This is a genomic window from Stenotrophomonas sp. PS02298, from assembly GCF_029959445.1.
Classification (GTDB): Bacteria; Pseudomonadota; Gammaproteobacteria; order Xanthomonadales; family Xanthomonadaceae; genus Stenotrophomonas.
On the sequence record NZ_JASCOR010000086.1, the window covers coordinates 1 to 17,957 of the forward strand.

Here is a 17,957-nt window from a genome sequence, read left to right on the forward strand (position 1 = left end):
GCTGATACACCATCAGATCGCACAGCTTCCCAGTGTCCAAGCAAGACCAGCTTCGCGGCTGACGCCGCTCCCACAAACAGCCAGCCTGCGCCGCGAGCTTGGCTTTTCGCCTGTGGCGTTAGAATCACCACATCTGCTGCACCCTTTCACCCGAGCCTGCCATGCCCCGTTCGTTGTCGCGCCGCCTGACCTTGCCTGCCGTGCTGCTTACCGCGTTGACGGTCGCCGGCTGTTCCAAAAAGGACGAGGCCGGTACCGCAACGCCAACCCAGGCCAGCGCGCAGGCTGCCGCCGCAGCCAATCCAGCGGCCGCACCGCTGTTGACTGCACTGCAGAAACAGTTGGACGGGCATCGCCGCATCGTCGTGTTGCTGGCCGACGAGGCACAGCAATCGCCAGTCGACCGCCAGACTTCAAGTCGTATCGGCCAACAGCTGTTCCATGACGGGCTGGAGCAGCGTCAGGCCATTGCCGCGCAGTTCGACGCCTTGCTGCGTGACCCGAATCCGCAGCGCTTCGCTACCCTGGGCACGGTGCTGGACTACATTGAATCCTCGCCCGAGCTCTACGACGCCGATCGTCTGGCTTTCCGCGAAATACTGCGCGAACTGCATCAGCGCGTGGGCGCGGATTCCTCGCTGCCAGCCGTAAAGCTGCACCAGCGCATCGGCGAAGACCTGGACGCGCTCGACGAGATCGAACGCAACTACAACCAGGAACTGACCCGCATCTTCAGCCGCTTCGAGCGCACCCGCGCCATCGAGCTCAAGCGTGAGAAGTGGGATGACTATGTCGCCCACCTCAACACGCTGTACAAGCGCGACGCCATCCTGCGCGACTTTGGCGTGATCGAGCCCTACCCGATGTCGATGCAGGACAGCGACCGCGAGATCTTCGGCCGTGACCTGCCGGCCAAGACCGTCGTGCTTACTTTCGACGATGGCCCGCACAAGGCGTACACCGATGAGGTTGTCGCCATCCTGCAGCGCTACGACGTGCCGGGTGTGTTCTTTGAAGTGGGCCGCAATCTCGGTGCGGTCGAGGCCGATGGCAAGGTCAAGCTCGGGCCGATGGCTGGCATCAGCCGCAACCTGATGGAGCACGGCTATGCGGTCGGCAACCACAGCCTGACCCACGCGCAGCTGTCGCGCACCACTGGCGATGCGCTGCGCCAGCAGGTGCTCGATACCGATACCTTGCTCAAGGGCGTGGATGCCAAGCGCGCGCCGTTGTTCCGCTTTCCGTATGGGGCGCGCAATGCCGAAGGCCTGCAGCTGCTCAACGAAGCTGGCCTGAAATCCATCATGTGGAACATCGACTCGATGGACTGGGCCGACCCGGTGCCCGAGTCCATCGTGCAGCGCGTGGTCGACCAGGTGCAGAAGGAACAGCGCGGCATCATCCTGTTCCATGACATCCACGACCGCGCGGTGAAAGCGCTGCCGCAGATCCTCGACAAGCTGATCGCCGATGGCTACCAGTTCGCCGGCTGGAATGGCCGTGATTTCAGCGTCAGCCGTGCGCGCAAGGGTGCGGTCGCCGACACCACGGTCACCACCGGCTACGAGAAATCCTGGGCCATCGTCATTGGCATTGATGACTACGCCAAGTGGCCCAAGCTCGAATACGCCGGCCGCGACGCGCAGTCCATCGCCGATACGCTGACCGGCCAGTTCGGCTTCCCGTCCTCGCAGGTGATCGTGCTGAAGAACCAGCAGGCCACCCGCAACAACATCCTCGCTGCGTTCCACGACCGCCTGGCCGATGAGCGCACCGGCAAGAACGACCGCGTGTTCGTGTTCTTCGCCGGTCATGGTGCGACCCGCCAGCTCGCCTCCGGCCGTGACCTCGGCTACATCATTCCAGTGGACTCGGACCCGAACGAATTCGCCACTGATGCCATCGCGATGACCGACATCCAGAACATCGCCGAGAGCATGCAGGCCAAACACGTGCTGTTCGTGATGGATGCCTGTTACAGCGGCCTTGGGCTGACTCGCGGCGGCGGCAGTTCGTCGTCCTTCCTGCGCGAGAACGCGCGCCGCAGCGCGCGGCAGATGCTGACTGCCGGTGGCGCCGACCAGCAGGTGGCCGACAGCGGCCCGAACGGGCATTCGGTATTCACCTGGGTGCTGTTGCAGGCCTTGGCCGGCAAGGGTGACCTCAACGGCGATGGCCTGATCACCGGCACCGAGTTGGCCGCATACGTCGCGCCTGCGGTGTCGGCGGTATCGCGGCAGACCCCGGCGTTCGGCAGCCTGCCCGGTTCGCAGGGCGGCGAGTTCGTGTTCCAGGTGCCGGACAGCCAGGAGTTCCTCAATGCCGATACCAGCCAGCTTTCGGCGGACGCCATCGCCCTCAACAGTCGTGTCGATGCCGCGCAGGACGCCAAGCCCTCAGGCAAGACCGAAGCGCCGGTGACCGTGGCCGATCTGCAGGGCGGCAAGAGCACCCTGGTGGTGCCGGCCGCTGTGCCGACCTCGGACCGCCAGCGCGCGCAGCAGGCGAATGACCGCGGCCTGCAGCTGTACCGCGAAAAGCGCTATGACGAAGCGGTGGCGCAGTTCACCGAAGCACTGAAGCTGCGTCCGGACTTCGCCCAGGCAGCCAACAACCTTGGCTTCGTCTATTACCGCCAGCAGCGCTATGCCGAAGCTGCGCGCTGGCTGGAGAACACCTTGAAGATCGATCCCTCGCGCGCCGTGGCCTATCTGAATCTTGGCGACGCCTACTTCAATGCAGGCGACAAGGTGAAGGCCAAGCAGGCCTACAGCACCTACCTGGAGTTGCAGCCGCAAGGCAGCGGTGCCACCCAGGCCCGCGCACAATTGCAGAAGCTGTAAGCCATGAGCGACGTGTCCACAGGCCAGACCATTGTTGCCATCGCCAGCGGCGCCGCTGCCGGCGGTGTCGGGATGCTGCGTGTCTCCGGCCCGCAGTCACTGCGGATTGCGGTTGCATTGGGTTGTCCACAGCTCAAGCCGCGCCACGCCCATTACGCCAGGTTCCGCGATGCCGCAGGCGAGGTCATCGACGACGGCATCGCCCTGTACTTCCCCGGTCCGCGCAGCTTTACCGGCGAGGACGTAGTGGAACTGCAGGGCCACGGCAGCCCGGTCGTGTTGCGCCAGCTGCTGGCCCGCTGCATCGAACTGGGCGCGCGCCAGGCCCGCGCCGGTGAGTTCAGCGAGCGCGCATTCCTCAACGGCAAGCTCGACCTGGCCCAGGCTGAAGCCATCGCCGACCTGATCGCCGCTGGCGATGTGCGCGCCGCGCGTGCTGCCCGCCGCTCGCTCGATGGCGTGTTCTCACGCCGTGTGGAAGGAGTAGGCGAGCAACTGGTGCGGCTGCGCATCCATGTTGAAGCCGCCATCGACTTCGCTGATGAGCCGCTGGACACGCTCGGAGGCGCGCAGGTGCGCGCCGGTATCGAGCAGGCCAAGGCCTTGCTGGCGCAGCTGCGTATCGACGCCGAACGCGGCCGCAAGCTGCGCGATGGCCTGCATGCGGTACTGATTGGCCCGCCGAATGCCGGCAAGAGCTCGCTGCTCAATGCATTGGCCGGCAGCGAGCGGGCCATCGTCACCGATATCGCTGGCACCACCCGCGACACCCTGCGCGAGACCATCCGCATCGACGGCCTGGAGCTGGAACTGGTCGATACCGCCGGCCTGCGCGAAGGTGGCGATGCCATCGAACGCGAAGGCATGCGCCGCGCCCGCGCCGAGATGCAGCGCGCCGACCTGGCCATCGTCGTGCTCGACGCGCGTGACCCGGAGGCGGGCAGGGCAGCGATCGGTGACGCCGCCGCACAGGCCGCACGTCAGCTGTGGATCCACAACAAAAGCGACCTGCTACCGCAGTGGCCGCAGGACCTCAGCGAAGACAGCATCGCCCTGTCTGCTGCCAACGGCCAGGGCCTGGAGCAGCTGCACGCGCGGCTGCGCGAGATCGCCAGCCACGGTGCGGGCGAGGGCATGCAGGGCGAGTTTTCCGCGCGCCTGCGCCACGTCGAAGCGCTGGTCCTGGCCAGCGAACACCTCGATGCCGCCGATGGGCAACTGCACTATGACCAGTTGGAACTGGCCGCCGAGGAACTGCGCCTCGCGCATGACGCACTCGGCGAAATCACCGGCCGGATGACCGCCGACGATCTGCTGGGCAGGATTTTCTCGAGCTTCTGCATCGGTAAATGATGCCGGCGTTGAGCCACCGGCCGGCAGCGGCCAGACAACCCAAAAGTCAGGAGGTAGTTGATGTTTTCGCACATCGTGGTGGGGGCAAATGACATCGAGGCATCCAAGGCGTTCTATGACGCGCTGCTGTCCACGCTCGGCGCGAAGCCGGGCTTCGTCGATCCCAAGGGCAATGTGGTCTATCTCCACGCCGGCGCGTTGTTCATCGTCGGCCATCCGCGCAACGGCGAGCCGGCCACCCATGCCAATGGCGCCACCATCGGCTTCAGTTGCGCTTCGCCTGACGTGGTGGAGGCCTGGCATGCGGCGGGTGTGGGCAACGGTGGCGTGAGCGTGGAAGATCCGCCGGGGCCGCGACAAAGCCCGTTCGGTCCGCTCTACCTGGCGTATCTGCGTGACCCGGCCGGCAACAAGCTGTGCGCCACGCACCGTGCGGCACAGGCCTGAGCCTCGCCTTTCCCGGCAGTGGCGGCGCGGACCACTACGCGCCGCCAGTTACTGACAGTTCTGTTTGCCGCCGTTAGGCTAGGCCCTGTTACGGGATTCCCCCGCCAACGGAGTCAGTCCAATGCGCCATTGATGCCACCGTCTTGATGACGGTCCCAACCAGTCCCTGCTGCCGCTGGCGGCCGGGTGCTTCGGGCATCGATGGAAAACCGCATGACAAACTCAATTTCCGTGACGCTGGATGGCGTCGCGTGGCACACGCCCGATGGGCGCAGCCTGTTCTCCAACCTCAACGCACAGTTCGATGACCGCCCCACCGGTCTGGTCGGGCGCAACGGCGTGGGCAAATCCGTGCTCGCGCAGATACTGGCCGGGCTGCGCCAACCAAGTGCCGGGCATTGCCGTCGCATCGGTGAGGCCTACTACCTTGCACAACAGGTACAGCCGCAAACAGGACAGCGCGTAGCCGAGCTCGCAGCTGTGGATAAGCGTGTGGATGCATTGCGCAGGATTGAAGCCGGAAGCACGCTGCAAGCGGATTTCGACGCGATTGGCGAGCAATGGAGCCTGTGTGAAACCCTGCAGCAGGCCTTGGCTGATGCGGGCCTGCACGGCGTTGATGCCGATACACCTGTGGATAAGCTCAGTGGCGGCCAATGCATGCGCGTCGCCTTGGTTGGCGCATTGCTGCAGCCGGTGGAGTGGCTGATCCTCGACGAACCCAGCAATCATCTCGATCACGCCGGCCGGCATTGGTTGGCCGAGCAACTGCAGGCGAGGAAACAGGGCCTGATCCTGGTCAGCCACGATCGCCTGTTGCTGCAACAGGTGGAGCGCATCGTCGAACTGTCGGCGCAGGGGCTGCGCAGCTACGGCGGCAACCATGCGTTTTATGCACAGGCGCGCGCTGGTGAACGCGCAGCGGCCGAGGCTTTGCTGCAGCAACGTCGGCACGAGCGCCGCAAGGGCGAGCAGGCACTGCGCGAACAACGCCAGCGGCTGGAACAACGCAGCGCGCGCGGCAACCGCGAGGCCGCCAACGCCAATCAAGCACCGATCCTGCTTGGCCTGCAGCGGCAACGCGCCGAAGCCAGCCTGGGCAAGGCGCGCGCGCAGTTGGATCAACGGCAGCTGCAGTTGCACGACGCGGTGCGCGAGGCGCAGGCCGACAGCGAAGCCGCCGCCCCGGTGTTGCTGGTCCCAAACGTGCAAACCAGCGGACCGGAGTGGGTGGCGCGTTCCACCGGACTGCAGCTGCCGCATGTGGCACCGGCGTTGCGCGCGCTGGACTTCAACCTGCGCCGTGGCGAACGCGTCGCCATCACCGGCGGCAACGGTCTGGGCAAGTCGACCTTGTTGGGGGTGTTGGCAGGGCAGCTGCCTGCGCTGGCTGGTGAGGTGAACGTGCAGGTGCCAGTGGCCCTGCTGGATCAGCAACTGCAGTTGCTGCCGGAGCACAGCAGCGTGCTGGAGGCCCTGCGCCTGCGTAATCCGGGCATGGCCGAAGGTGAGCTGCGCAGCCGATTGGCCCTGCTTGGTCTGGATGCAGACCAGGTACAGCTGCCCTCGGCCCAGCTCAGTGGCGGGCAACGCCTGAAGGCCGGTCTGGCCTGCGCGCTGTATGCCGATCCACCGGCACAGCTGCTGTTGCTGGACGAGCCCGGCAATCACCTGGACCTGGATGCGCTGTCGGCTCTGGAAGATCTGCTGCGCCAATACCAGGGCAGCCTGTTGCTGGTCTCGCATGACGAGGCGCTGCTGCAGGCCATCGGCATCAGCGCGCGCCTGCATGCCAGCGCCGATGGCTGGGAGTGGCAACGCAATCAGTGAGGCGATGTTCTTCCGCACGTCACATGCGGCCGTCATGCTGCGCGCCTTGTTTTCGAATTGGAGTAGTGACGGTGCGAAGCTGGGCCTGGTTGATGGCGGTGGGGGTTGGCGTGGCATGCTGTTGGGCAATGGACAGCTCAGCCGCGCAGACTTATCCCCAGGTTTCGGTGTACGCGCACCGTGGTGCCAGCGCGCTGCTGCCCGAGCACACCCTGGCCGCTTATGCACAGGCCATCAGCGACGGCGCCGATTACATCGAGCCGGACCTGGTGATGAGCAAGGACGGGGTGATGCTGGCCCGGCACGAGAACGAGATCGGCTCGACCACCGATGTCGCCAGCCATCCCGAGTTCGCCAGCCGTCGCACCCGCAAGCTGATCGATGGGCAGCAGGTCGAGGGCTGGTTCACCGAAGACTTCACCGTCGCCGAGCTGAAGACGCTGTACGCGCGCGAGCGCCTGCCGCAGATACGTGGCACCGCCTTCGATGGCCAGTTCCGCATTGCCACCCTGGACGAGATCATCAGCTTCCTGGTGCAGCAGGCCGGTCGCGCCAACCGCGGCATCGGCCTGGCCCCGGAGATCAAACACGGCAGTTATTTCCAGAGCATCGGCCTGCCGATGGAAGACAAGCTGTTGAGCACCCTGCAGGGCAACAGCTATACCAAGGTCGCGCCGATCCTGCTGCAGTCCTTCGAGACCGCCAACCTGCGGCAGATCCGCGGCAAGCTCGGCAAGGACAGCAATATCCGTCTGCTGCAGTTGCTGGGCAGTGGTGATGAAAAGCCGGCCGACGTAGCACTGGCCGGCGACAGCCTGACGTATGCGCAGATGATGACGCCAGCAGGCCTGCGTGATATCTCCAGCTATGCCGATGCGATCGGCGTGGAACGGCGCGCGCTGGTGCCGCTGGATGCACAGGGCAAGTTGGCTGCGCCCACTGCTTTGATCGGCGACGCGCATGCGGCCGGCCTGCAGGTAGTGGCTTACAGCTTCCGACCGGAAAACCCGTTCCTGCCGCCGGCATTGCGCCAGGGCGAGGAGAATGCACGCAACCCGGATGCCTCGGTGGCCGAGATCCGCGCCTATCTGCAGGCGGGCATCGATGCGTTCTTCACCGATGATCCAGCGCTGGGGCGACGGGCGGTGGATGGTGGTTCTTAAGCGCTGAAGAGCTGAAGAGCGACCCCTCCCCAGCCCTCCCCTTGCCTATGGCAAAGGGAGGGAGACAAGCGGCTGCGCTACGGGTTGTCAGATCGCCAAGAAACGCCCCCTCCCTTTGGCGCAGCCAAGGGGAGGGCTGGGGAGGGGTTGGCTCTTAGGCCTTTCAAGCTTCGTCGCTTGTGCTGCTCCCGCAGGTTGATGGTTCGCTGGTAGAGCCTCTGCCGAGCATGGCTCGGCACAACCGCACGCGCCTTACGGCCGCTCGTTGGAATCCCGCCGCCGCAGCGGTACCACTACCTCATAGTCACGGCCTTCGCGCGGCTGCCACAGCACCGGCACCTGGCCTGGTGCGGGCGGTTCGAGTTCGTTGTCGGCTTCGGCCAGCTGCTCGGCGTCTTCCTCGTCTTCCCAGCTGTAGCGCTTGCGTGCAGCGCGCGGGTCGACGTTGCGGAACAGCAGCGCGGCGATCACGCCAGCCGCGGCTCCGCCCATATGCGACTGCCAGGACACGCCCGGTTCGTGTGGCAGGATGGTGATCAACATACTGCCGTAGAACAGGAAGCCGATCAGGCTGGCGGCAATCGCCGGCCGGTCACGGCGCAGCAGGCCGAGCACGAACACCAGGAACATCAGGCCGTGGGTCAGGCCACTGGCACCGAGGTGGCGGCTGCCGGCATCGCCAAGCATCCAGGCGCCCAGGCCGGAACCTATCCACAGCAAGGGCAGGGCACGCAGGGTGGCTTTGGGATAAACACTGCCGGCCAGGGTGCCGAGAATAAGCAGGGCGACCGCATTGGCGCCCAGGTGTTCAATTGAGCCGTGCAGCAGGGGCGCGCCAAGCAGGCCGGCCAGACCGCTGGCTTCCAGCGGCGCTACTGCCCACGGCCGCCAATCCCAGCCGCTGCTCTGCAGGGCGAACATCGCCACCAGCAGCAGGACGAAGCCCAGGCTGATGTTGAACGCGCGCAGCACCCGGCTACGATCGTTGCGGGCGGTGGTGGCCGGCGTGTCGCCGGTGTCGGGCAGGGTTGGCGTGTCCATGATCAAGGGATTGCGGCGCCTTTGGCCAAAGCCAAGGGCGTCGCGCATGGGATCTGGCATGCCACCGACGGGACAATCCCGCCGGTGGCGTTCACATCAGGCCTTGTGGCCGCCCTTCGGCGGGATCTTCAGGCTCAGGATCACGGTGGCCACCAGGATCACGGCCACAACACCCAGCGATACCGGGACCGGGATCTTGAAGATGTCGATCAGCAGCATCTTGGTACCGATGAAGGCCAGGATGACGGCCAGGCCGTAGGGCAACAGGTGGAAGCGGTCTGCCATGCCGGCCAGCAGGAAGAACATCGCGCGCAGGCCCAGCACCGCGAACACGTTCGAGGTCAGCACGATGAACGGGTCGGTGGTGATGGCGAAGATGGCCGGGATCGAGTCCACCGCGAAGATCACGTCGGTGACCGCGATCAGGATCAGCACCACGAACATCGGGGTGAACCAGCGCACGCCATCCTTTTCGGTGACCAGGTTGTTGCCGTTGTACTCGTGGGTGATGCGCAGGTGCTTGCGCATGAACTTCAGCGCCGGGTTGTTGTCCAGGCTGGGTTCCTCGCTGGCGGCGAACCACATCTTCCAGCCGGTGTAGAGCAGGAAGGCGCCGAACACGTAGAGCAGCCAATGGAACTGGGTAACCAGCACGGAACCGGCGAAGATCATGATCGTACGCAGCACGATCGCGCCCAGGATGCCGATGATCAGCACGCGCTGGCGCTGGGTCTCGGGCACCGCGAAGTAGCCCATGATCAGCAGGAAGACGAAGATGTTGTCGACCGCCAGCGCCTTCTCGATCAGGTAGCCGGTCAGGAACTGCAGGCCCACTTCATTGGCGACGGCCGCGCCTGCGGTCTCGTGCAGGTAGTACCAGAGGCCGGCATTGAAGGCCAAGGCCAGCGCCACCCAGCCCAGCGACCAGTAAATGGCCTCCTTGAAGGTGACCTTGTGCGGGCCACCGTGGCGCATCAGCACCAGGTCGATCAACAGCGCGGCGATGACGACGACGATGAAGCCGCCCCACAGCCAAGGATTACCGATTGTCTGCATCATTGGAAAAATTCCGGTCGTGAACGGGGATATCTCGGAACCACAAAGGCCAAGAACTGGACACGGAATAAGGAGACCGGGGACAGAGCTTCGCCGTTGCGGCGAAGGTCTTGCTCACAGTCCCGGTGGTCGGAACTGCCGTTGCACCGGAGCCTTGCGGCTCGAATTGACGGCGACAACGTCTGGGAGCTACTCCCCTTCTGGGGCGAATAGTGCCGTGTGGGCCTATTACAGTCAATGAATACGCTGCAGGCAGGGGGCGGCGCCCGGCTACAATAGCGCCCATGAATACCCCACTCCCCGTCGTACGCCTGAAGAACGCGTGGCGCTCCAGCCACCCGTGGATTTTCCAGAAACTGGTCGAGAAGCCGACCGTCAAGCCCAAATCCGGCACCATCGTCGATGTGGTCGGCGTGGACGGCGAGTGGATTGGCCGCGGCTTCTACAACGGCCACTCGCGCATCGCCGTGCGCATCCTGGAAACCAACCCGGACGTAGCGGTGGACCAGGCCTGGTTCGCGCAGAAGCTGGCGCAGGCCGTGGCGCTGCGCCGCGATGTGCTGAAGCTGGACGCCACCTCCAATGCCTGGCGCGTTGTCCACAGCGAAGGCGACGGCCTGTCCGGCCTGGTGGTGGACCGCTATGACGACCTGCTGGTGGTCGAGTTCTTCGCCGCCGGCATGTTCCGCCACCGCGAATGGATCTACGAGGCGCTGCGTGACCTGTTCCCGGGCTGCCGCTTCCACAGCTTCGCCGACGAGCACGTGCAGAAGCAGGAAAGCTTCGACTTCCATGGCAACACCACCACCGAACCGGCGGTGATCACCGAGTACGGCATCAAGTTCCGTGCCGACCCGGCCGGCGCGCACAAGACCGGTTTCTTCGCCGACCAGCGCGAGAACCGTGAGTGGCTGAGCCAGCAGGTCGAAGGCAAGACCGTGCTCGACCTGTGCTGCAACACCGGTGGCTTTGCGGTGTATGCCGCCGCACGCGGTGCGGCCGAGGTGCTGGGCGTGGATATCGACCAGGACGTGATCCAGATCGCCAAGGGCAATGCGCGTTTGAACAACGCCAAGCCCAAGTTCGTGCAGGCCGACATCTTCCCGTGGCTGCGTGATGCGGCCAACCGTGGTGACCAGTACGACGTGGTGATCCTGGACCCGGCCAAGATGACCCGCGACCGCGACCAGGTCATTACCGCGTTGAAGAAGTACCTGGACATGAACAAGCTGGCCTTGGGCGTGGTCAAGCCCGGCGGTCTGTTTGCCACCTTCTCCTGCACCGGCCTGGTGGCCGAGGACCAGTTCCTCGACATGCTGCGCCGTGCCGCTTATTTCTCGGGCCGCACCATCCAGATCCTGAAGGTAGCCGGCGCTGGCCCGGACCACCCGTTCATGGCGCACGTGCAGGAATCGCGTTACCTCAAGGCGGTGTTCTGCCGCGTGCTGGACTGAGCAGGCAACAGCACCCCTCCCAACCCTCCCCTTCGCTGCGCGAAAGGGAGGGCTCTGCACAGGTAGTGCCGAGCCATGCTCGGCAGGGGCTTTCCCAGCGAAGAGCGGCCCTCACCCCAACCCCCGCTCCGCGCCCCGGCCCTTGCGCTGGCGCAAGGGCGTTCGATGGGCGGCGAACCAGTGGTTCGCAAGCTGCCCCTCTCCCCCCGTGTACGGGAGAGGGGCTAAAAGCTACGGCCTCCATGCCGTCAGTCACTGGCCCGCAGCTCTACTACAGCGCTAAGGTCTGGCCTTTCCCTTCACGGTGAGGCCTCATGACGCTGCGTCCCCTGTCCCTGCTGGTATCCCTGTCGTTATGCGTTCCACTGGCAGCCTCGGCGGTGGAATTCAGCCAGGCTGAGCTGAGCAAGGCCAGCGCTTTGCAGCACAAGCTGCTGACCCTGGATTCGCATCTGGATACGCCGGCCAACTTCGGCCGCGCCGACTTCAACATCATGCAGCGCCACGACCACAACGCGCTGTCGCAGGTGGACTACCCGCGCATGGTCGAGGGCGCGCTGGATGGCGGCTTCTTCGCCATCTATACCGATCAGGGCGACCGCAGCCCGGCCGCGCATATCGCCGAGCGCGACCACGGCCTGCAGCGCATGCAGGAAATCCACGAGATGCTGGCCGCCAACCCGGACAAGTTCCAGCTGGCGCTGACGGCTGACGATGCTGCAAGGATCAAGGCCGCCGGCAAGCGCGTGGTCTACATCAGCATGGAGAACGGCAGCCCGCTGGTCGCCGACCCGACCTTGCTGAGTTACTACTACAAGGCCGGCCTGCGGCTGATGTCGACGGTGCACTTCGCCAACAACGAGTTCGCCGATTCGGCCACCGATCCCAAGGGCGCTGAATGGAATGGCCTGAGCCCGGCTGGCAAGGCGCTGGTCAACGAGGCGGTGAAGCTGGGCATCGTGATCGACCAGTCGCACGCTTCGGATGCGGTGTTCGACAACCTGATCGAGATGATGCCGGTGCCCTTCATCCTCTCGCACAGCTCGGCCAAGGCGGTGTTCAACCACCCGCGCAACCTGGACGACGCGCGCCTGCGTCAGCTGGCCGCAAAGGGCGGTGTGATCCAGGCCAATGCCTACGGCGGCTATCTGGTCGATGAAACCAAGAGCGCAGAGCGTAAACAGGCCGAAGAGGAACTGGAAAAGCGCCTCGGCGGCTGGGAGAACATGACCATGGCCAAGGGCGTGGAGCTGCGCAAGGCGATGGCCGAGCTCGACCAGAAGTACCCGCGGCGCAAGGCCACGCTGGATGATTTCTTCCAGCACTTTGGCCACATGCTCGACGTGGTCGGCCCGGATCACGTCGGCATCGGCATGGACTGGGACGGCGGCGGCGGCGTGACCGGCATGGAAGACGCGGCTGACCTGCCCAAGATCACCGCCTGGATGCAGCGCCGTGGTCTGACTGATGCACAGATCGGCAACATCTGGAGCGGCAATTTGCTGCGGGTGATGCGCCAGGCGCAGGACTACGCGGCGGCACAGAAGAAGTCTTGATCGCGCGCTGTTGATGCGTGGAATGACGAAGCGGGCTCAGGCCCGCTTTGTTTTTATCCACACGTTGTTGGGGATAAGTGGGTTGTCCACAGGTGGAGTTGAGCCTTGAGGCTTTAGAGCTTTGAAGCATTGAAGCTTTAAAGGCCTAAAACAAAGGCACCCCTCCCCAACCCTCCCCTTGCCTGCGGCAAAGGGAGGGAGCCGCTTTGCCCCCTCCCTTGCGCGCAGCGCAGGGGAGGGCTGGGGAGGGGTGCTCTTCGAGCAGAACCAACAAACCCCAAAAACAAAAAGCGGGCCGAAGCCCGCTTTTCGCCTTATCCACAACAACCTGTGGATTACTTGCTGCGCCCCAGCACCGCATTGCGGCGGCTGTATACGGCATAGACCAGCAAGCCAAACACGTTCCACGCCAGGAACCACAACTGGGTACGCATCGGCAGGCTGATGAACAGGTAGATGCAGCCGCCGATCGCCAGCGGCCCCACCACCCACGCCAGCGGTGTGCGGAAGGTACGCGGACGGTTGGGCTCGCGCTTGCGCAGCACCAGCAGGCACAGGCCGACCGCGGTGAATGCCGCCAAGGTGCCGGCATTGGCCAGTGCGGCGATTTCATCCAGGCGCGCCACACCGGCCAGCGCAGCCACCAGTACCGCGGTGAACAGGGTGATGACCACCGGCGTACCGGTGCGCTGGTTGACCTTGGACAGGCCACGCGGCAGCAGGCCGTCACGCGACATCACGAAGAAGATGCGGCTCTGACCGTAGAAGAACGCCAGCAGCACGGTCGGCAGCGCGATGATGGCGACGATGCCGATCACCAGCGCAGCGGTGCCATGGCCGAGTTCGCGCATGATCAGCGCCAGCGGCTCGGCACTCTTGCCAAATACCGTGTAGCTCATCGCACCGACGGCGGCCAGCGCCACCAGCAGGTAGATGATGGTGCAGCCGACCATCGAACCGATGATGCCGATCGACAGGTCGCGCTTGGGGTTCTTGGTTTCCTCGGCCGCGGTGGAGATCGCATCGAAGCCATAGAAGGCGAAGAAGATGATCGCCGCCGCCGCCATCACCCCACGTTCCACGCCATCGGCACTGACCGACTTGGGGAAGCCATACGGCATGAACGGCTGCAGGTTGGCGCTGTCGAAGGCAGGCAGTGCAACCGCGACGAACACCGCCAGCGCGATCAGCTTGAACACCACCAGCACCGCATTGAGGGTGGCGCTCTCCTTGGTACCGACCATCAGCATGCCGGCGACCAGGAAGGTGATGACGATGGCCGGCACGTTGAGGAAACCGCCTTCAACATGCGGACCGGCAGCAAGGGCCTGCGGCAAGGCCACGTTCCAGCCGAACGAGGTGTGCAGCCATTCCAGGAAGCCGACGAAGTAGCCGGACCAGCCGACCGCCACCGTGCTGACCACCAGCGAGTACTCCAGGATCAGGCTCCAGCCAACCACCCAGGCGATGGTCTCGCCCAATGCGCTGTAGCTGTAGGTATAGGCGCTGCCTGCGGCCGGCATCATCGTCGACAGCTCGGCATAGGCCAGTGCCGCACAGGCGCAGATCGCGCCGGCGATGATGAAGGACAGCAGCACCGCAGGGCCTGCCTTGTCCGCACCCACGCCGATCAGCGTGTAGATGCCGGTGCCGACGATGGCGCCGATGCCAAGCGCGACCAGATGGGGCCAGCTCAGCGTTGGAATAAGCCGACGGCCTTCTTCGTGTTCAGTGAGTTGGTCGATGGGCTTGCGCCGGAGCCAGGATTGCATGCGGACCTCACGGTTCGTGGTGGTTCGGGGAAGCGGCCGAGTTTGGCGTAACGCAGTGCAGCAAAGCTAGAAAAACCCGTCATTTGGCGCGCTTTTACCGCGAATGGATGTCAACGTGCCGAATTCGGCATAAAAACCATCGATCCAGGCCGGGCTGCGGCCCCGCCAAACGAGCTTACGCCGCTGTGGTGGCCTGCTGGCGGTCAGCCGCGGCCTTGCAGCAGCGTCACTCGGCTATGCCAAGCCGCAGCCCGAACACCACCAGGCAGACGCCAACCCCGCGCCGCAGCCACACGCCAACACGCGGATAGCCGGCCAGGCGACGGGCGATGAACTGGCCGCCGAAGATCAGCACCGAGCACCAGCCGATGCTGAGGAGGGCGATCAGCACCGCCATCGTCGCCAGGGTCAGCGCACCGCGCTGCCGTACCGGGTCGATGAACAGCGGGAAGAAGGCCATGTAGAACAGGATCGCCTTGGGATTCAGCACGCCGACCAGCAAAGCCTGACGGAACCAGCGTCGCCCGTGCTGTACCGGCGCAGCCTCGCCAGCGGCGGCTGCCGGTTCACGCAGCAGGTTGATGCCGACCCAGATCAGGTACGCGGCACCTACATAACGCAGCGCGGCGAACAGCATCGGATGGGCCTGCAGCAGCGCGGCCACACCGGTGGCGGCGATGGCGATCAGGATCTGGTCGCCCAGCATCAGCCCGGCCAGGGTGGCGTAACCGGCACGCACGCCGCCGCGCGCGGTGGCGGTGAGCAGGGTGAAGGTGCCCGGGCCCGGCAACATCAGGAACAGGATCACGGCCACCACGAAGGTGCCCAGGTCGTTGATACCCATCCACGGCATGGCAGCTCTCCGTGGGGATCAGCGCGCGCGCTGCGTGGCGATGCGCTGCTTCACCGCATCGATCAACGCTTGCAGGTCATCAAAACGCGGCACGCCGTAGCGGTCACCGGTGATGTCCAGGTTGCCCTTGCGCCAGTAACCGGCCGGTGCCGCCACCAGCAGCTTGCCCGAACGCGCGTACAGGCCGAATTCGAGCAGGGTGATCGGGCTCTGGGTGCCGGGGGCGAAGTACATCAGCACGATGTCGGCCTGTTCCAGTGCGGCCAGCTCCCACTCCACCTGGCGGCGGAACTCGGGTTCATCAGCCTCGGCACGCCAGGCCGGGTTCCAGTCGGCGCGGCGGGGATTGAGCATCAGCACGCCCTGGTCGGCCAGCGCGGCCTGCACCTGCTGTTGCCAATCACCGGCCTTGCCCATTTCGATGCTGCCAGCCAGGAACACCTTGGGCCGCGCATCATTGGCGGGCAGGGCGTGGGGCGAGGTGATGGTCTGCGAGTCGCTGGCCAGGGCGGCCAGCGGCAGCAGGCACAACAGGCTCGACAACAGCAGGGAGGGCAACTTCATGGTGGGGCTACGGCGGGTGGGGGTGCACATGATCGCAGATAGGCGCCGATGGCTGTTTTCGCCAGCGGTCGGCTGCTTGCAGGATCAGCTTCTGAGACGGGCAGGGCTACACTTCTCCCCATGCAAACCGAAACCCTGATCCTTGGCGGCCTGCTGGTCGTCGTCCTCGTGCTGCAGCTGCTGCTGTTGCTGCGTCGTAATGACAACACCGCGCTGGAAAGCACCTTGCGCGAAGAGCAGCGCAGCGGCCGCGGCGAACTGCGCGAACAACTGGAAACCATGGCGCGGCAGCAGGACATCCGCATTGATGGCTTCGGCCGCAACCTCACCGACCTGTCCACGCGCACCGACCAGCGCCTGGACCTGCTGCGCGACAGCCTCAACGACGACGCCCGCAAGGGCCGCGAGGAGACCGCCAACGCCCAACAGTTGCTTGCGCAGTTGCTGGGTACGCGGCTGCAGGATGTGCGCGGCCAGCTCGACGTGTTTGGCCAGCAGCAGGAAGCGCGCATGGAAGCCTTCGCCCGCCAGCTGGCCGGCCTGCAGCAAAGCCTGGTCGAGGAAACCCGCAAGGGCCGCGAGGAAGGCGCGCAGGTCCAGCTGCGTTTTGGTGAGACGCTGAACCAGAAGCTGGGCGAGCTGACCCAGCGCAACGAACAGCGCATCACCGAGATGCGCCAGACCCTGGAAGCACGTTTGAAGGACCTGCAAGGCGACAACGCCGCCAAGCTCGAACTGATGCGCCAGACCGTCGACGAGAAGCTGCAGAGCACGCTCAATACGCGCCTGGATTCCTCGTTCAAGCTGGTCTCCGAACGACTGGAGCAGGTGCAGCGCGGCTTGGGCGAAATGCAGCAGCTGGCGACCGGCGTTGGCGACCTCAAGCGGGTGCTGAGCAACGTCAAGAACCGCGGCGGCTGGGGCGAAGTGCAGCTGGACAACATCCTCGAGCAGACCCTCACCGCCGAGCAGTACGCACGCGGCGTAAAGCTTCGTGCCGACAGCGGCGAGATGGTCGACTTCGCGGTGCGCTTGCCCGGCCGTGGTGATGCCGAGTCGCCGGTATGGCTGCCGATCGATTCCAAGTTCCCGCGCGAAGACTACGAACGCCTGCTCGACGCACAGGAAGCCGGCGATGCGGAGGCGGTGCGCAACAGCGGCAACCAGCTGGAGCGCGCGATCCGCATCCAGGCCAAGTCGATCAGCGAGAAGTACATCGTGCCGCCGCACAGCACCGACTTCGCGGTGATGTTCCTGCCGACCGAAGGCCTGTACGCCGAGGTGATCCGCCGCGCCGGATTGGTGGATGCCCTGCAGCGCGAGCACCGCGTGGTGATCGCCGGCCCGACCACGGTGACCGCGCTGTTGAACAGCCTGCAGATGGGCTTCCGTACCCTGGCCATCGAGCAGCGCTCCTCGGAAGTGTGGAGCCTGCTGGGCGCGGTCAAGAGCGAGTTCGGCAAGTTCGCCGGCATCCTCGAAAAGGCCGAGAAGCAGATCAACACCGTCGGCAAGAGCCTGGGCGATGCCAGCCGCAAGACCCGCACCATCGAGCGCAAGCTGCGCGGTGTGGAGTCACTGTCCAGCGATGCCTCGCAGGCAATGCTGGGTACAGACGATGACGCCGACGAAGTCGAAGACGAAAGCCCGACAGCGTAGTGCCGAGCCCAGCTTCAGCTCCCTCCCTTTGCCGCAGGCAAGGGGAGGGCTGGGGAGGGGTTGGCTCTTCGCAGGCTGATGCAGCACCGGCTTCGCGGCTCACGCCGCTCCCACAAAATGCCGGCAATACCGCCTTTGCTCCCTCCCTTTGCCGCAGGCAAGGGGAGGGCTGGGGAGGGGTTGGCTCTTCGCAGGCTGATGCAGCACCGGCTTCGCGGCTCACGCCGCTCCCACAAAATGCCGGCAATACCTATGTAGTGCCGAGCCATGCTCAGCAGGGGCCTTCCAAGCAATCCCAAGAGGTAGTGCCGAGCCATGCTCGGTAAGAGGCTCCAGCGGTAACGCCCCAGCCGAGCATGGCGCGGC

The 17,957-nt window shown here is 65.1% G+C and carries 13 protein-coding genes; 8 read left to right on the top strand and 5 right to left on the bottom strand.

Annotated features, from left to right (window positions below; translation table 11 throughout):
• Positions 1-161 precede the first annotated feature (161 nt).
• The 5 genes from QMX78_RS13280 to QMX78_RS13300 all read left to right on the top strand — a co-directional run bounded on the left by QMX78_RS13280 (position 162) and on the right by QMX78_RS13300 (position 7,636).
• Positions 162-2,843: a polysaccharide deacetylase family protein gene (locus QMX78_RS13280; RefSeq protein WP_282270287.1), complete on the top strand. Its 2,682-nt coding sequence runs from the start codon at positions 162-164 to the stop codon at positions 2,841-2,843.
• A 3-nt stretch (positions 2,844-2,846) separates the two neighbouring features.
• Positions 2,847-4,196 carry a tRNA uridine-5-carboxymethylaminomethyl(34) synthesis GTPase MnmE gene (gene mnmE, locus QMX78_RS13285; protein ID WP_282270289.1) on the top strand — a complete coding sequence of 450 codons (1,350 nt, stop codon included), beginning with the start codon at positions 2,847-2,849 and terminating at the stop codon, positions 4,194-4,196.
• Positions 4,197-4,256: 60 nt separating this feature from the next.
• The gene (locus QMX78_RS13290) at positions 4,257-4,643 is read left to right on the top strand and encodes a VOC family protein (RefSeq protein ID WP_282270291.1); all 387 of its coding nucleotides are present in this window, start codon (positions 4,257-4,259) and stop codon (positions 4,641-4,643) included.
• 213 nt (positions 4,644-4,856) lie between these two features.
• Positions 4,857-6,473 carry an ATP-binding cassette domain-containing protein gene (locus QMX78_RS13295; RefSeq protein ID WP_282270293.1) on the top strand — a complete coding sequence of 539 codons (1,617 nt, stop codon included), beginning with the start codon at positions 4,857-4,859 and terminating at the stop codon, positions 6,471-6,473.
• 128 nt (positions 6,474-6,601) lie between these two features.
• Positions 6,602-7,636 carry a glycerophosphodiester phosphodiesterase gene (locus tag QMX78_RS13300; protein WP_282270295.1) on the top strand — a complete coding sequence of 345 codons (1,035 nt, stop codon included), beginning with the start codon at positions 6,602-6,604 and terminating at the stop codon, positions 7,634-7,636.
• 252 nt (positions 7,637-7,888) lie between these two features.
• Here QMX78_RS13300 and QMX78_RS13305 read toward each other — a convergent pair whose 3' ends face one another.
• Positions 7,889-8,677: a rhomboid family intramembrane serine protease gene (locus tag QMX78_RS13305; protein ID WP_282270297.1), complete on the bottom strand. Its 789-nt coding sequence runs from the start codon at positions 8,675-8,677 to the stop codon at positions 7,889-7,891.
• A 96-nt stretch (positions 8,678-8,773) separates the two neighbouring features.
• Complete coding sequence (locus tag QMX78_RS13310) at positions 8,774-9,733, bottom strand: TerC family protein (protein WP_282270311.1); 960 nt, start codon at positions 9,731-9,733, stop codon at positions 8,774-8,776.
• A gap of 284 nt (positions 9,734-10,017) precedes the next feature.
• On the opposite strand from QMX78_RS13310, the gene QMX78_RS13315 reads away from it, so the two are divergent.
• Both QMX78_RS13315 and QMX78_RS13320 read left to right on the top strand, forming a co-directional pair.
• Positions 10,018-11,187, top strand: coding sequence for a class I SAM-dependent rRNA methyltransferase (locus QMX78_RS13315; protein ID WP_282270299.1), 1,170 nt, complete (start codon positions 10,018-10,020; stop codon positions 11,185-11,187).
• A 314-nt stretch (positions 11,188-11,501) separates the two neighbouring features.
• Positions 11,502-12,743 carry a dipeptidase gene (locus QMX78_RS13320; protein WP_282270301.1) on the top strand — a complete coding sequence of 414 codons (1,242 nt, stop codon included), beginning with the start codon at positions 11,502-11,504 and terminating at the stop codon, positions 12,741-12,743.
• A 335-nt stretch (positions 12,744-13,078) separates the two neighbouring features.
• Here the strand turns inward: QMX78_RS13320 and QMX78_RS13325 are convergent, their stop codons facing one another.
• From QMX78_RS13325 to QMX78_RS13335, 3 genes are all read right to left on the bottom strand, one after another.
• The gene (locus QMX78_RS13325; protein ID WP_282270303.1) at positions 13,079-14,515 is read right to left on the bottom strand and encodes an amino acid permease; all 1,437 of its coding nucleotides are present in this window, start codon (positions 14,513-14,515) and stop codon (positions 13,079-13,081) included.
• Between the two features lie 226 nt (positions 14,516-14,741).
• Complete coding sequence (leuE, locus tag QMX78_RS13330; RefSeq protein WP_282270305.1) at positions 14,742-15,368, bottom strand: leucine efflux protein LeuE; 627 nt, start codon at positions 15,366-15,368, stop codon at positions 14,742-14,744.
• Between the two features lie 18 nt (positions 15,369-15,386).
• Entirely contained in the window at positions 15,387-15,932 is a 546-nt protein-coding gene (locus tag QMX78_RS13335) for a nucleoside 2-deoxyribosyltransferase domain-containing protein (protein ID WP_282270307.1), read from the bottom strand.
• Between the two features lie 120 nt (positions 15,933-16,052).
• On the opposite strand from QMX78_RS13335, the gene rmuC reads away from it, so the two are divergent.
• On the top strand, positions 16,053-17,591 hold the full coding sequence (gene rmuC, locus QMX78_RS13340; RefSeq protein ID WP_282270309.1) for a DNA recombination protein RmuC: 1,539 nt from the start codon (positions 16,053-16,055) through the stop codon (positions 17,589-17,591).
• The last annotated feature ends 366 nt before the right edge of the window (positions 17,592-17,957 follow it).